This is a genomic window from Chitinophaga hostae (assembly GCF_018224885.1).
GTDB lineage: Bacteria > Bacteroidota > Bacteroidia > Chitinophagales > Chitinophagaceae > Chitinophaga > Chitinophaga hostae.
Window position 1 is genome coordinate 223,589 of record NZ_JAGTXB010000005.1, and the last position, 15,810, is coordinate 239,398.

Sequence of the window (15,810 nt, forward strand, 5' to 3'; positions counted from 1 at the left end):
TTTAATTGTAATTTTCTTATGAAGAAATATTTTATAATCATAATCATAATTATAATGGTTGCTTTCCTACCGGAAGCAGTTGTTGCACAGCGGGTAAAAGCAGGGAACGCTATTGATCGCACGCGGCCTCCAAAGCCGGGACCGGCGCCTGTTATAGAGATCGGTGACCCGGTTATTTATACTTTGCAGAATGGCATTAAAGTGCTGGTAGTAGAAAATCATAAGGCGCCAAAGATCACAGCTACCTATTTTATTGACCGTGGGCCGGTGTTGGAAGGAGAGAAGGCAGGTGTTACAGCATTGATGGGCAGTATGCTCAGCGAGGGGACTACGAAGCATTCAAAAGATGAGTTTTACGCCGCGGCAGACCAGATAAGCTCGGAAATATCGTTCAGTGAAACAGGAGGTAGCGCCGTTGCAATCAGTCGCTTTTTTGATCAGTCGTTTGCTTTGCTGGCAGAGGGTTTACAACAACCCTCCTTCCTGGAAGCTGCTTTTGCAAAATTAAAGTCGCAGATGATTACCGGCTTAAAATCCAATGAAAAAAATGTGAAGGTGGTTGCGGACCTGGTACAGCAAGCTATTTTATATGGAAAAAATACAGCGATGGGAGAGTTCCCGACGGCGCAATCTTTGGGCGGCTTAAACCTGAACGATGTTAACGAGATGTACAGGCAGGGCATTACGCCATCCCGTGGTTATCTTACCTTTGTGGGCGATATTACACCAGAGAAGGCCAAAGAGCTGGCCGAAAAATATTTTGCCGAATGGAAAGGTGTATCGATTACTTATCCTGTAATTCCACCGGTTGATAATCCATCGGCTACAGAAATTGACCTGGTAGACATGCCTAATGCAGTGCAATCTGAGATTGCGGTTGCCAATCTCATCTCTTTGAAACCCGGCAATCCCGATTACTTCCCGTTACTGATTGCCAACAATATCCTGGGCGGCGGTGCAGAAGCGCGTTTGTTTAAAAACCTGCGCGAGAAGCATGGGTTTACATACGGAGCTTATTCCGAAATTGGTGCAGGGCGTAATCAAACTTCATTCAAAGCCAGGGCCGGCGTGAGGAACGAGAAAACAGACAGCGCGGTAACAGAGATCCTAAGAGAAATTCAGCTGATGCGCACAGAAAAGATCTCCGATGAAGAGCTTAAAAATGCGAAGGCGCTTTACAATGGCAATTTTGCTTTAGGGACAGAAAACCCAGGCACTATCGCCAGATACACCACCGATATCTTAATCAATAATCTCTCTAAAGATTATTACTGTACCTATCTGCAGAAGGTAAATGCGGTAACGGCAGATGATGTGTTGCGCGTATCCGGTAAGTATTTCAATTACAATAATATGCGTATAATCGTTACCGGTAGAGCTGAGGATGTATTGTCCGGATTAAGAAAGTTGGGATATGCCGTTAAACAATTCGACCGGTTTGCCGACCCACTGCCGGGCAGCGCTTCAGTTGTAAAGGAATAATGCAGCTTTTATGATAATAATTCCCGTGGTTATTTAAAAAAGATCTTGCATTTTGGCATATAGAGGGGCGTAAGTGAATAGAAATACTCACAGACTTATGCTAACTTACACAGGCTTCTTTCCAGTCGCCTGTTTTTTAAATCGTTACATGCCGGAGCAAAAGCTGCGTCAAAGCTCATCGTACAGGCTGATTGTTTTCTCAAACTGCCGTGTTTGAAAGGTACAGGCACTAAACAAACACACGATACCCAGGTAGAATACCTGACGTTACACCATCTCCATTCGGATGAATGATACTGATCCGTACATCTTCAGAATGATTTTCTTTTCATAGGATACTTGTAATGAATCTATTTATGCATACAGCTGTTAGTTCAAAATGGGAGCCCTGCAAGATTGTTGGCTAACTGATTGTTTTCTAATTCAAATGCTTTTAATTATGCTGGCTCGTTTTTCCGATTTTTTGTTAAGGAATAAAAAAAAATTGACTGCTGCGTAGGAGAAATGAGGTAATTAGTGTTTTATAGTTTAAGACTGGTTTCTTTATGAAGCCGGGCTATGATTTGTTAATGATCAGACCTATGCTGAAGAAACATACCCTATTGTTTTTGATTGGCATTTTATTGCCTTTTATTACTTATGCCCAGGAAGCGAATGCCTGTATTTGTCCGTCCTTGTGCCAACTGGCGCCTCCTCTGACTTTAATTACGTTACCTGTAGTTATACATATTGTGAATGAAGACTCAGACGCTTATTCTGATGCTGATGTCGCGGAATCAATAAAGATACTTGATGATGCATTCAGCACAGGAATATTTGAATCAGGAAGACCAATATTATTGGTAAAAAACGCCCAATCAATAAGGCAGAAATGCGCGCCAATGTGGAAGGCTTTATGAACAATCGAAAAAAGGATAATAATCAGGTGCAGAAATATTTTCACGAAAAGCACGTCAGATATGCCGCATAGGAAATCAACAAGAACTAATTTAAGTAATGATTTATAATTAATAATTAACAAGATGAGAATTACATTGATATCTTTTTTACTACTGCTCCTTAACAGCACGTGTTTCGGCCAGCAGGATACTGTTACGATAGACGTAACAGAGCGTGGCATCCGTCCTGACATCGGGGACAATATAGAACCGAAGATCAGGGATCTGTTAAAAGAAAACAGGAACGGGCGCTACCTGAAACTGGTTTTTCCCCGCGGCAAGTACCACTTTTTTCCGAATCCAGAAAGGGAGGACTCGTCCGACGCAACCCGTGGTTTTGATATCCAGGACACGTTGGGTGTATGCATCGACGGTCAGGGATCGGAGTTTGTGTTTCATGAAACGATGATACCGTTCAACGTACAGAATTCGGTGAATATAACGCTCCGGAATTTCAGCATCGACTGGGACCGGCCTTTTATAGCGCAGGCGGAGATTGTGAAATGCGGCGATGACTCTCTGTCTCTGGATCTGAAGATAGACAAAAACGAATATCCGTACGAGATAAAGAACGATACACTTTACTTTATAGGAGAAGACGGCGTGAAAAGTAAGATTGGCGACGGTTACAATAATATCTTCAATGCAGGTGATAAAGACATCGTATGCGGGACCGCCGATAATCCTTTGGGGGAAATTTGGAAGGCCAAGGCTGAATTGCTTAAGAATGGGTTGGTACGGCTGCGTTTCAAGCTTAGCATGAAGCCGGCGCCCGGAACGCTGATTGCCCTTTACCACCACTATTACATCGCCGATGGTATACAGCTGATACAGAGCCGCCGGCTGCGGCTGGAGCAAATCAACATTTATCATGCCCTGAGTATGGGGGTCAGCGCTTCCGATTGTGAAGACATCACCCTGAAGCAGGTGAATATCAAAGCCAATAAAGAGAAAAATCGTGTATTCAGTACCTTAGCCGACGCCACGCATTTTAGTGGTTGTAAAGGCCGCATTGTGATCGACAGTTGCGAAGTAACCGGCGCCGGCGATGATTTTGTCAATATACATGGTATGTATGCCCCGGTAGTCAAAGTATTGGGCGATCATGAAGTGCTGCTGAAGAAGCATAATAGGTACATAGGCTTTAAGCCGGGCGAAAAAGTCTGGCGTGTGGATGCAGCTACCATGCAGCGCTGGGAGATTTTATCCGTGGCAGAGCATGCGGATTCATTGAAAAACGACACGCTTGTAGGATACCGGGTTAGGTTCACCGAGGATATCTCCGGTATATTCAAAAGTGGAGATGTGCTGGAAAATATAGACAAGAACCCGGATGTGGAGATCACCAATTGCCTCGTGATGAAGGGCAGCCGCGCAAGGGGGATACTGGTAAGTAGTCCAGGCAAAGTACGAATATCCAATAACCGTTTCCATACTGCGGGCGCGGCCATCCTCATTGAAGGCGACCGGGGAGGGAAAGAGTATTATGAATCAGGTGCGGTGAGGGATGTAGCTATTGAAAATAATGAATTTGATAACTGTTTTACCTCCGAGTGGGGACAAGCAGTTATTTCCATTACACCTGATACCAGTTGGAAAGATGCAGCCTCTCCGGCATATCATCACAACATCCGTATCATCGGTAATACCTTCAAGCATTTCGACTATGCGTTGCTGTACGCCCGTTCCGTAGATACACTGGTGTTTTCATCTAACAAGATGATACCTACTAATACGTATCCGCGATCTTCCAATAAGAAGCTTAAGAGGAATGTGTACCTCGATAGATGCCAGCATGTAACTATTGGCGATAATATTTGTGACCCAATTGGTGGCGTAGCATTTCCGGGAAAGAATGTGTGGGTGGAACATATGGAGGACGCGGATTTGAAGCAGTACGGACCTTGCCCGTTGAAAGTATCTCCGCCGGAGGATTCGTCGGATGATTAGTCTGGCATCCTAAACTTATCAGGATAAATTATTCTTCCTGCTGATTCCCCGGATAGTTTCAAACTTAATGCGCAGCCGGGTCACCCGGCTGCGCTTATCTTGTTGAGTTGTTTGTTAATGATCTGATAAATCTTGTTAACCCGCTGCACGATTACCAATTTTCCTTTTTGGGGTTTAGCTTTGCAATCTACACACTACTAAACGCAAGTCACCATTGGTACAACATCCTTCATACAGCGATCAGGAACTACTTCAGAAGATGGCCACGGGAGATTCCGGTGCGATTCGTGAACTGTATGGGCTTTACTGGAAAACAATGTACGCGGCTGCGTTTAAGCGCATTCCCGATCATGAGGTGGTGAAGGATATTTTGCAGGATGTGTTTTTGCAATTATGGCCTCGCAAAAACACGCTGTATATTGACCATCTGCCAGCGTATCTGTACAACGCTATACGTAATCAGGTATTCAAGCGTTTTGAAAAGGAAAGCCGCTATACACCCATTGAAACGCTGCTCATGGAATTGGGTACATCTTCCGCCACCGCGGATGAACGGGTATTGCGCCTCGACCTGAGAAAAGCTTATGAGGCCCTGCTGGCCACGCTTACACCGTCCCAGCGGCAGATTATGCAACTCCGTTTTGAAGAGGACTTGTCTACTGCTGAAATTGCCGGGCGGCTCAATATTTCCCGTAAAACAGTACAGAACCAGCTAAGGACAGCCAAGTTCGATTTTTCCTGAAAAACTAATTTTTAACGGCGATTTTTATCGAACCACGAGGGTAAGCGAACCAGCAAGGCTAATATATGTGTTGGATAAGGCTTTTAACGGAAATAAGAAAGGGACAAGCCTCGAAATTTCAGACTTGTCCCATAACGTGATCCCGCTTTCCAGTATCGTTACATTTATCAAAAAAGCGCAGGAAAATCATTCGATTGCACCCGGAGATCCCGTATGCGATGGAAGAAATATGGTGAAAGCAGAGATTGTTTCCTATGTTTGCTTTCCGGAGAGGAGGGCCCCTTCCCATCCGCGGCTGAAGAGATGACGGTGGAATTCCATTATGAAAAAAGCGCTTTTAAGAACACTAAAGCTTGACATAAGCTTTCAAATCTGTAACGATTGTGAATATTTCCCATTTGCCAAATGAAAAGGAGGTACTGAAAAAGGTTTCCCAGGGTGACTCCGCTGGATTTCAGTTGATTTTTACGCATTATTATGACACGCTCTTTTCTGTAGCCCTGTCCTACATAAAAGTTAGTGAGTGGGCGGAGGATATAATACAACAGGTATTTCTTCGGATATGGGAGAAACGGCATACCCTTCCGGATATTGATCATTTCGACAGGTATATTTTCATTTTAACCCGGAACGAGATACTGAGCAGTATGCGGAAACAGATCGTCCGGCAGAAATACAAGGTTAGGGTAAGAGAAATGTTCCAGGAAGAATTTAATACGCCGGAGCAATACCTGATCGCCAAGCAGAAGGGGGAAACTATCCGGAAAGCAGTGGGAAATTTATCTGCCAAACAGCAACAGGCCTGGAAGTTGAGCAGGGAAAAAGGATTGAGTTATGAAGAAATTAGCACGGAAATGGGGATTTCTATCCCTACTGTAAAAAGTCATATATCCAACGCACTTGGCGCCATCCGGAAATTCCTGGCCGATTATAGATACGACCTATATATACTGCTTATTATCAGTCTGTTATTGCAACAATAACTTTTTATTATTTCTGTCTCATACTTTTTCCTCCTTCACGCGTCTTTATAGATGGTTGTCTAGTCCGAAGACACGGTGTTGCTATTTAATTTGAATCAATGATCATGAAAAATAATAACGAGGAATCATTCGAACGTCTTTTGCTAGGTTTCCGGGATCAATCCCTGACCGACCAGGAGATCACAGCATTTTTTGATTTGCTGCAGTTACCGGAGAACCAGGTACTTCTCGGGGAAGCAATCGAAAATGATCTGGAAAATAGATTGATTTCCGGTCTGAGTCATGAAAGGCAGTCATCCGATGCATACGAGGCACTGACCAGGATAATGGATAGGAGGGATGAACAAAAAAGAGAACTACCCGGCGTGTCCTGGTTGAAGTGGGCCGCGGCTGCCTCCATTGCAATATTGGTGGGACTTACGGGAGCTTTCCTATTCTTAGGCCATCAGACCAAAAAGGGAATCGCGGAGAAGACACCCGGAAAATTCATGCAGGATGTAGCAGCCCCCAGCTCTTCCCGCGCCATCCTCACGCTGGCAAATGGACAAAAAATTGCGTTGGACAGCGCACATTCCGGGGCATTGGCTATGCAGGGGCAAACCAATGTAGTCAAATTAAAAGATGGAGAGATCGCCTATCGTAACTCCGGAACCAACACCGGGTTGCAATACAATATCCTTACGGTACCCCGGGGAAGTAAGATTGCAGCCATTACCCTGTCAGACGGCACCACCGTGTGGGTCAACGCGGGTTCATCCCTAAAATACCCGGTTGCTTTTACCGGAACAGAAAGGAATGTAGAGATCAATGGGGAGGCCTATTTTGAAGTCAGTAAAAACCCGCACATGCCATTTACGGTAAAGTTTAATACTTCATCCGGCGAAGAAGGTAAAATACGGGTATTGGGAACACATTTTAATGTGAATGCATACGGCGAAGAGGCCACAAGGAAGATCACGCTACTGGAGGGTGCGATCCAGGTCAGCAAGGGAAAGGAAACAAGTGTCGTAAAGCCCGGAGAACAGGTCCGGGTATCGGATAGGATGGAGCTGGTTAATAACGCAGATATAAACGGGGCAGTGGCCTGGAAAAACGGCCGCTTTTTATATAACAGTGTCCCATTGGATCAGATCATGCGCCAAATAAGCAGATCGTACGATTTGGAACTGGTTTATGAAGATACGATATCCTATAAGTACACCTTAAACATCCTTCAAAATGTGCCGGTTTCGAAATTATTGAAATTTATTGAATTAAGCGGTGGGGTACATTTTGTTATCGATGGAAAGAAAATTATTATAAGCCAATAACAACTTAACAGCATTTTCAATTAACCTGAAAAAAAACCGGGAAGTGTTAGAGCACCCCCGGCAAGTATCAGGCTTAATTTCAATTATACAATCGTTTCAGGACTGTTTATCTTTTTAAACCTAAAATGCAAATTTATGCAAATTATTCTTTGCAGGCGCCATTTTATTGGATATGGTATCTGGCAATTAAAAAATGGAAGGGCCCTTACCAAAACGCTGTTGATCATGAAGCTCACAGTAATTTTCCTTGTAGTAGCAGTAATACAAGCCAGTGCGGGAAATATCCGCGCCCAAAGTATTACGCTTTCTCTTAAAAAAGCCCGTCTCGAAAAAGTATTTGAAGAAATACAACAACAAACGGGATATAATATCGTATACAATAGTGACCTTGTTCGTAACGCCAAAAAAGTTGACGTCGAAGTTCGCAAGGCATCTATTGAAGACGTATTGAAAAACTGCCTGAAAGGTCAGGCATTTACCTTTAACATCATCGAAAAAACCATTATCATACAAGCTAACCCGCCGGAAGGACTATCTTTTCCACGGGGAGGGCATCAGGCTCCGCTTGTTCATGGGATTACCGGTAGGGTAACTAACGAAAAAGGGGAACCGCTGGCACGTGTTTCCATTTTGATCAAAGGAACAAATAAAGGAGTACAGAGCAAGGAAGATGGCACTTATGCTATCGATGTTCCGGCGGGAGGAATTTTAAGTTTTAGTTTTATTGGCTACACGCCTGTGGAAATACCGGTAGGTGATAAGACCGTTATTGATGTGCGGTTGGTTCAACTGGGAAATAAATTAAATGATGTAGTCATTACAGCCGGTATCAGGGCATCGAATCAACGGGCCTTGAATATCAAACGGAATAGCGCGGAGTTCATTGATGCAATCACGGCGGAAGACGCCGGCAAATTTCCTGACAGGAATGTGGCGGAAGCTTTACAGCGTGTTTCTGGTGTTGCCATTCAGCGTACAAGAGGAGAGGGGGACTTTGTTTCTATCCGGGGTTTAGGCCCCGAGTTCGTGGCAGGTACCATTAATGGGCGTACCATCGTGAGCGCTACGGAGTCGTTCAATTCAACCCTTTCAGGTGGTGTGGAGAATACCGCCGGCCGGGCAACTAATTTTGACGTGCTGCCTTCTGAGATCATCGAATCCATTCAAGTCTACAAAACCAGCTCTGCAGAGCATGTAGAGGGAGGTATAGGAGGTCTGGTTAATATTAATACGGCCAAACCATTGACCATGGGAACGAAGTTCGCAATTAACGTCAGGGAGTTGCATAGTAAATTTGCCAAAACGAACAGTCCCTCCATATCCGGATTAGGTAGCTGGGCAAATAAGGCTAAAACCTTTGGCGCCTTGCTTTCTGTTTCTTATTCAGAAAGAAAGATCCGGGAAGACCAGGTTAATTCATTCGGATATGCGCCGAATTCTTTTTTTGGCGGCAAGAATACCTTCGATACGAATGGCGATGGTAAGGCAGATGTAACGGGTGTTCTTTTCCCTTTTTCCACCAACCTGGAAAGCTTTAATGAAGATAGAAAACGGTTGACGTTCAATGGTACCGTACAATGGAAGCTGTCGTCAAACACAGAACTCCGGGCGGATCTGTCGCAGTCGACCCGTAAATTAACCTATCATGCCACACAGACCGTAATTGGTGCTTTCCCATTTAATACGGCTGGCATGACTATCAATCCTGATGGCAGCATTGGATTCCCCACGTTGAAAGTCGACAGAACTAATACGGCTACCAGTTTTAGGATCACCTCTTTTGATCAGATAAATAATCTTAGCGATTTCCAATTTGGAAACGACAATATCTGGAATGGTGGATTAAAGCTGGTCCACAAGGCAGGTAACTGGAATCTTTCGCTGGATGGTGGTATATCGGCGGCTGACGCAGATTTTGGGTTTGAACGGGGATCCTTCGGAACCTGGGATAACGCAACCGGTAAGCCTTATATACCCGTCCTGGATGTTTCCATACAGAAAGATGCAGTGGTTATCGTTCCTGTTGCGAAGGAGTATAATTACAGGGATCCCGCGAATTATAGAACCCATAATTTCGATATCCGGCATAAGACGAATAAGGACAGGGAATTTGCTTTCCGGGGCGATGTAGAAAGAAAGATTGCCCATTCCTTTTTATCTTCCTTTAAAGCAGGCCTTCGATACAGTGGTAGATTACGGGAAACCACGCAAAGCCAATTTTTTGGCCAGCTGCCGTTCAGGTATGGAACAGATACTACCCTCGTTGATTTGAGTGTGGCTGCTTCCGGCGTACGGACAATGCCAGGCGTTTCCAATTTCTTCAACGGCGGTTATCCATTGGATTATTCGCAGTTTCTTTTTCCTGCCGATGTCAGGGAGTGGAGAAGCCTGCATGAACAAGCAGGAGGGCATTTCCCGGTTGTAATGGATCCGAATAACACCTATACGGTGAAAGAAAATACGATTGCTGGATATGTACAGTTCAACCTGGATGGTAAGTTGGGTAATATCCCCTTCACTGGAAATGTGGGCGTCCGGGTGGTTAATACGGCGGTAGAGGTGACCGGGGCGACGCAGCGGTTAAAGACCGTTCCGGTTGGCACCCTCTCATATGGAGAATTTATAGGTAGCGCTACTCCTTACCGGCAAACTAACAATTATACCAAGGTTCTTCCTTCCCTGAATTTAAAGTTTAAGGCCGACGAAGATATTTATTTACGGTTGGCTTATTCGAGGTCGATCACTCGCCCACAGTTCGGTGATCTTGGTGGGGTAGATATCAATTTTACACAGAACCTGATTAACAAGGCCGGTAATGCAGGGCTGAAACCCTATCAGTCGGACAATTTCGACGTAGGGTTTGAATGGTATACCTCCCGCACAGGTATACTTTCCACCAACTTGTTCTATAAAAGGTTGTCCTCTTTTGTAACGGATGTTACTCGAGCAAACTACTCCTTCATTGGTAGTAACTGGGTGTCCTTTCTCACCAGGGAAAACCAGGGGAAAGGCAGTATTTTCGGCGCCGAAATCGGTTACCAGCAACCATTCACCTTTTTGCCCAAGCCATTTGATGGTTTGGGTATCTCTTCCAATTTTACCTTCAGCAGCGGAGAGCAATTCCTGAATGATGGAAGCCCGATTTCCTTCCCCGGCATTTCCAGGTTCAGTTTTAACTCCGCCTTGTATTTTGATAACGGAGGTAAATTCCAGGGACGTGTTGCGTATACCTACAGGGATAAATTCTTATTAATGGCAAACGATGTATTTGCGCAACAGGTATACCAGGATGCTTATGGGCAGGTGGATGCATCTGTGAGCTATAAAATCATAAAGAATATTAATGTAATTGCAGAAGTCATTAACCTGACCGGTGAGAAGAACAGATTGTTTTCCACGAATACGGTGTATCCGGCATTCGGCGGCAATAGACCTGTTGCTGCTGCCTATGTTGGCCCGCGTTTCGGCGCAGGTATTACGGCTACCTTTTAGTTTCTTGCAAAGGCGTCGGGCAGCAAAGATTGGCGCGAATTTTAAATTCTCTTTAAATTCTTTGCTGCCTGGCTTTGCGAGTACTCATGAAGTATACACCAATCATCCATCTTCTTACATCAAAAATAGCGTTACCCTTCTGTGGTCGGTTCAACCCGGCTTTCGTATTACAAACAAACGATTGTCATCTGCATTTATTATAGGCTTCCAGCGGGTGACTACAAAAATGCTGGTTAAAGGTGTTAATCACATGAATATTAATATTTCAACATTGCCTGCCGGCGCCTATATTTTGCAGGTTAAGCATGGCGGGAACAGTAAGCAGTATAAGGCCATCAAAAAGTAGCAGATATTTTAGGCATAGCGCTATGATAGTCGATGAAAAATCCCCTACTCATTTCAATGAGATGGGTTTTTCTTACTGCATGGAGTCCATCTGCCGGGCATAACAATAGTTAGGTACCAATGGAGAACGTCCCGGCCATCAATAGCCGGGACGTTCTCCATTGGATATTTTTGTATTGTTGCCGGTAATGGGTAAATAGCCGTTAAGCTGTATTAAGCTGTATTCATATAGCGAAGTTATTGCTTTACCAGTTTAAACTTCTGTGCATTTGAACTGTTACCATCCCATACCTGTATCCTGCTACCGTTGGCACCTGGTGCGCCATTTACGTTCATATATTTATCTGCCAGGGCCGATTTAATGCTGAAAAAGCTTCCATCTTAAAAAAAACGGGCGGGATTGTTGTAACTGATTCTTTTTACTTCAAAACGCTTTCATTTTTCAGTTTTTTTTCGAAGAATAAAAAAATCAGCTGTCGCGTAGGAAGAATGTAGTCGATCGATGTTTTATAGTTTGGCAGATTCCTTTTATGAGCTGGACCATATTTTTTTAACGATCATACCTATGCTAAAAAGACATAAGCTATCGCTTTTGATGGTGCTTTTATTGCCTTTTATTACTTATGCTCAGGAAGGGATGCCTGTATTTATCCGTCCTTGTGGTACAGAGATACTACAAAAGGAATGGCGAAAGAATTCTATTTTCCGGGGAAGGGAGCAAGCTGCCAACAAAGCTATCCTGCAAAGGCATTACATGGCCGCCCCGGGTCAACTGGCGCCTCCTCTGACTTTAGTTACATTACCTGTAGTTATACATATTGTGAATGAAGACCCGGACGCTTATTCTGATGCTGATGTCGCGGAATCAATAAAGATACTTAATGACGCATTCAGCGCTTCAGGTACTTTTGCAGGTGGCCGCAGCGATACGAAAATTCAATTCTGTCTTGCACGAACCGCCCCTGACGGTGGTCGTACTACAGGCATATTGCGTGTACGTTCTTATCTTTCGGATTATGATGTTGATATGGAAGGGGATAAGATTACCGTATTGGGAGCATGGGACAGGAGCCGTTATGTGAACATCTGGGTGGTATCCGATATCCGGTCTGAATATATGCAGGAATTCTCGTGTGGCAATTGGACGCGCCTGAAGATGGGAGGGTATGCCAGCGCGGGGGGAGATGTAGTAGTAGCAGGTCTTGGAGTGACCGTACTCGCACACGAGATAGGGCATTATCTCAACCTTGCTCATACTTTTGCTAACAGGGATTGTAAAAATGACGACTGTCTTAAAGATGGAGATATGGTTTGTGACACGCCGCCTGAGAAAACCATAACAGGCGGCTACGCCTGTACAGCGCCGCCGAACTCGTGCAGCACAGACACCCTTTCAGGGTTCACTATAGATGTGCCTGACCTGCCGGATAACTTCATGGACTACGGCTATGGTGATGGTTGTATCCTGGGTTTCACACCGGGCCAGGCGGAAAGGATGCACAATTTTATTGCCACTGCGTTGACCGGGATGAAAGCCGGAATTGCCTGCAATGATCCATGTAAGGCAACCATTACTGCCGCTTTTAAGCGTGATATAGCATATCCTGTAGTGGGCGACGTGGTAACCTTTACTGCGGCCGCTGGGCCTCGGCAAACCCGGCAATGGCTGTTGGACGATAAGCCGGTTGGTACAGGTGCGGAGTTCAAGCTGACGGTAACCGAAAAGAGAAACTACCTCGTGGAACTACGTATAAAGGATAATGCAAGCGGATGTAGTGCGGTGACCACCGATGTGGTACAGGTGAGTTGTGGCGTTGTAGCAAGATGCTATCCCAGCAAACGTAAGATCGCCTCCAAAGAAGGGATAGAAGCCGACACTATTTATTTTACAAACCGTTCCCGCAATGCAACTTCCTGGAAATGGCTGATGAGTAATGACAAAGGAATGAAGGAACAGGTGGTCAGCACGGATCAGCAACTGACCTATGTATTTAAGATCCCCGGAAATTATAAAGTGCGTCTCTATGCTACCGACGGGCACTGCAACGATACTACGAACCCGGTCGCTATTGCAGTAGATGATCCTACTCCTGATGGAATTGTATATGTACCTCGTATAGATTGTTATGAGCAGAACAAGGTAAGAGTAGAACTTTTTTTTGAAAACCGGGGATACAAGACCATTCCTAAAAATACGCCCGTATCTTTTTATGATAATGATCCCCGTCAGGGTAAAGGCCGCCTGTTAGGCCCCGCTTTTCTCCTGCCAGACGACCTTCCCGGAAAATGTGTATCCTATTTATATAACACAATTGTGGACGTTGGGCGTCCCAATTTAGATACACTGGTAGTAGTGCTTAATGATACCGGCAGCACCTCTCCGCTCAGGTTACCGAATACTGATGTGATAGAAACGAATTATAATAATAACATCAGCTTCAGCCGTGGATTCAGGTTTCGAGCGGCCCTTACACCGGCAGATTTTACACTGACACCATTGGCGCAACTGGCGCTGAAACCGGTAAGCCTCAGTGGCGGCGGGATTGACAAGGCTACCTGGCAAGCCTCTCCTTACTTGAATTGCACGGATTGTATTAATGCCACTTTCACCGCATTATACCGCCGGGACACTGTTACAACAGTGAAAGTACGGGCCTACACACGATACGCCTGTTATAGCGATACTACCGCTACAGCCCATATCCCTATAGCAGACGATTATACTGTAAAGCTGAAGAATGTGGACTGCTCCAGGGGAGATAGCCTTCATCTGATCTTTTCCCTATGCAATAATTTTACAAAAGGGAATATACCGGCTTCACTCCCGGTTGATTTTTATGATCGTCATCCGGACGATCATTCACCAGCACAGCTGGGCAAGCGCTTTCTTACGCCAATAACCTCCACCGGTGCCTGCAACGATTATGAATGTTACATCAGGGGAACAACTACCGGTAAGGTATGGGCGATCGTAAACAAAGACCGGCTGGCTTATCCGCTATCAACCGGGTTGAATGAATCCAGTTATGACAATAATATCTTCTCATGGAACTATGAACCTCCGGTATCGTCTGTTTTGCCAGGAGATACAACTGTATTCCGTAAAGCGCCATTCCATCTCCGCTACAATGTGGCTAACTTTGACCCGGTAACTATACGATGGGAAAGTAGTAGCGCCTATAAGCTGACCTGCACCACCTGCGCTTCACCTGGAATATTTATGCTGGACAGCAGTAAGGTAGGACTGCAACTGACAAACAAGTACGGGTGTATAATAAACGCGCAGGAATACGTACATATTTTTCCACCCGACATGAGTATTGAACTGCTATCGGCGCATTGTTATGATAACAGTCACGTTCTGGTGAATTTTCGTGTATGCATGTCAAACGGATATGACACTGTTTTCCAAAAGATACCAGTATCGTTTTATACCGGAGATGCGGGACGTCCTACGTTATTATCTCCCCGGTATTATACGCCTGCTCCCAGTTTTGGGGATTGTCGCGAATTTACATATATACTGAATGTTTCCGGCGCAAACAAAATAGCAGCCATCGTGAATGACGACAATGGATTTGTATTTAAGGAAACAAACTATACCAATAACCAAAGCAGCTTAAATTATGATCCTTTTACTATAAAAGCCACACCCGCAGTTGTTGAGTTGTCAAGGCCAGCCAGTATACAGTTGCGTACAACCGTTAGCGGTGGTACCGTATCTTCTTATTTGTGGGCGCCGCAGTCTGGGCTCTCCTGTATAACGTGTCCCAACCCTGTTGCTGCTACGGCATCTTCCATGAAGTATGTGGTGACTGCTACAAACGAGTATCATTGTACAGATACATCACCTGTATATATCCAGACATTCGTTAACGCCGGGGTTACTATGCCCAATGCCTTTACGCCAAATGGCGATGGACAGAATGATTATTTCTATGTAATTGGCAGCCGGGACATACAGAAGGTAAAGAACCTGTCAGTGTTTAATCGTATGGGTAATAAGATATTTGAAGCGACCAACACACCTGCCAATGATCGCAGTTATGGCTGGGACGGTACGATGGGAGGAAAACAGGTTGATGTAGGTACTTATGTTTACTTTACTACGATAGAATATGCAGACGGCTCTACACAAATTGTGAAAGGAACTATATTATTGATACGGTAGCTACCTTAACCTGCCATTTCCGAATTCAGATCCCACTATACTACAGGATTGATGAAAAATTGCAAGAAAGAATATCATCAGGCAGGATAAATGAAATTAATGGTGGTTTCTCACTCTGTATTAAAAATAGTTAAAACTGATTGGCAATTTTAATAACGCATTTTAGTAATTATTGTATTTATAGGCTGTGTGCAGGAGTATTGATGTTCTATTAACCAAATTTGAGCAAATATTAACAGGAGTGGTTTATTCTGCAAAAAAATGTATTACCTTCAAAAATGTATTGGTTTTGAAGATAGGGAAAAGGTCATATTGAATTTTTATTCTATTCTTTTGAAGGAAAGTCAGAGAATGGCTGGTGTCTTACCCACCAGGTGTTAATTAGACATTGGAAGTA

Annotated in this window: 9 protein-coding genes; all 9 read left to right on the top strand. The window is 44.5% G+C overall.

The genetic code is table 11. The features are described 5' to 3' along the window. Positions 1-54 precede the first annotated feature (54 nt). Positions 55-1,482: a M16 family metallopeptidase gene (locus tag KE626_RS12735; RefSeq protein WP_211973285.1), complete on the top strand. Its 1,428-nt coding sequence runs from the start codon at positions 55-57 to the stop codon at positions 1,480-1,482. A gap of 581 nt (positions 1,483-2,063) precedes the next feature. After that, positions 2,064-2,381: a hypothetical protein gene (locus KE626_RS12740; RefSeq protein ID WP_211973286.1), complete on the top strand. Its 318-nt coding sequence runs from the start codon at positions 2,064-2,066 to the stop codon at positions 2,379-2,381. A 123-nt stretch (positions 2,382-2,504) separates the two neighbouring features. Then, positions 2,505-4,370: a glycoside hydrolase family protein gene (locus tag KE626_RS12745; protein ID WP_211973287.1), complete on the top strand. Its 1,866-nt coding sequence runs from the start codon at positions 2,505-2,507 to the stop codon at positions 4,368-4,370. 214 nt (positions 4,371-4,584) lie between these two features. Next, positions 4,585-5,112: an RNA polymerase sigma factor gene (locus KE626_RS12750; RefSeq protein WP_211973288.1), complete on the top strand. Its 528-nt coding sequence runs from the start codon at positions 4,585-4,587 to the stop codon at positions 5,110-5,112. A gap of 383 nt (positions 5,113-5,495) precedes the next feature. Then, positions 5,496-6,095: an RNA polymerase sigma factor gene (locus tag KE626_RS12755; protein WP_211973289.1), complete on the top strand. Its 600-nt coding sequence runs from the start codon at positions 5,496-5,498 to the stop codon at positions 6,093-6,095. Between the two features lie 104 nt (positions 6,096-6,199). Continuing rightward, on the top strand, positions 6,200-7,405 hold the full coding sequence (locus KE626_RS12760; RefSeq protein ID WP_211973290.1) for a FecR family protein: 1,206 nt from the start codon (positions 6,200-6,202) through the stop codon (positions 7,403-7,405). Positions 7,406-7,540: 135 nt separating this feature from the next. Then, positions 7,541-10,897, top strand: coding sequence for a TonB-dependent receptor (locus KE626_RS12765; protein WP_211973291.1), 3,357 nt, complete (start codon positions 7,541-7,543; stop codon positions 10,895-10,897). Beyond that, a complete protein-coding gene (locus tag KE626_RS35245) occupies positions 10,854-11,243 on the top strand; it encodes a T9SS type A sorting domain-containing protein (RefSeq protein WP_487249708.1) in 390 nt (129 codons plus the stop codon). Before KE626_RS12765 ends, KE626_RS35245 begins: the two co-directional genes overlap by 44 nt. 564 nt (positions 11,244-11,807) lie before the next feature. Continuing rightward, complete coding sequence (locus KE626_RS12780) at positions 11,808-15,413, top strand: T9SS type B sorting domain-containing protein (RefSeq protein ID WP_211973294.1); 3,606 nt, start codon at positions 11,808-11,810, stop codon at positions 15,411-15,413. The last annotated feature ends 397 nt before the right edge of the window (positions 15,414-15,810 follow it).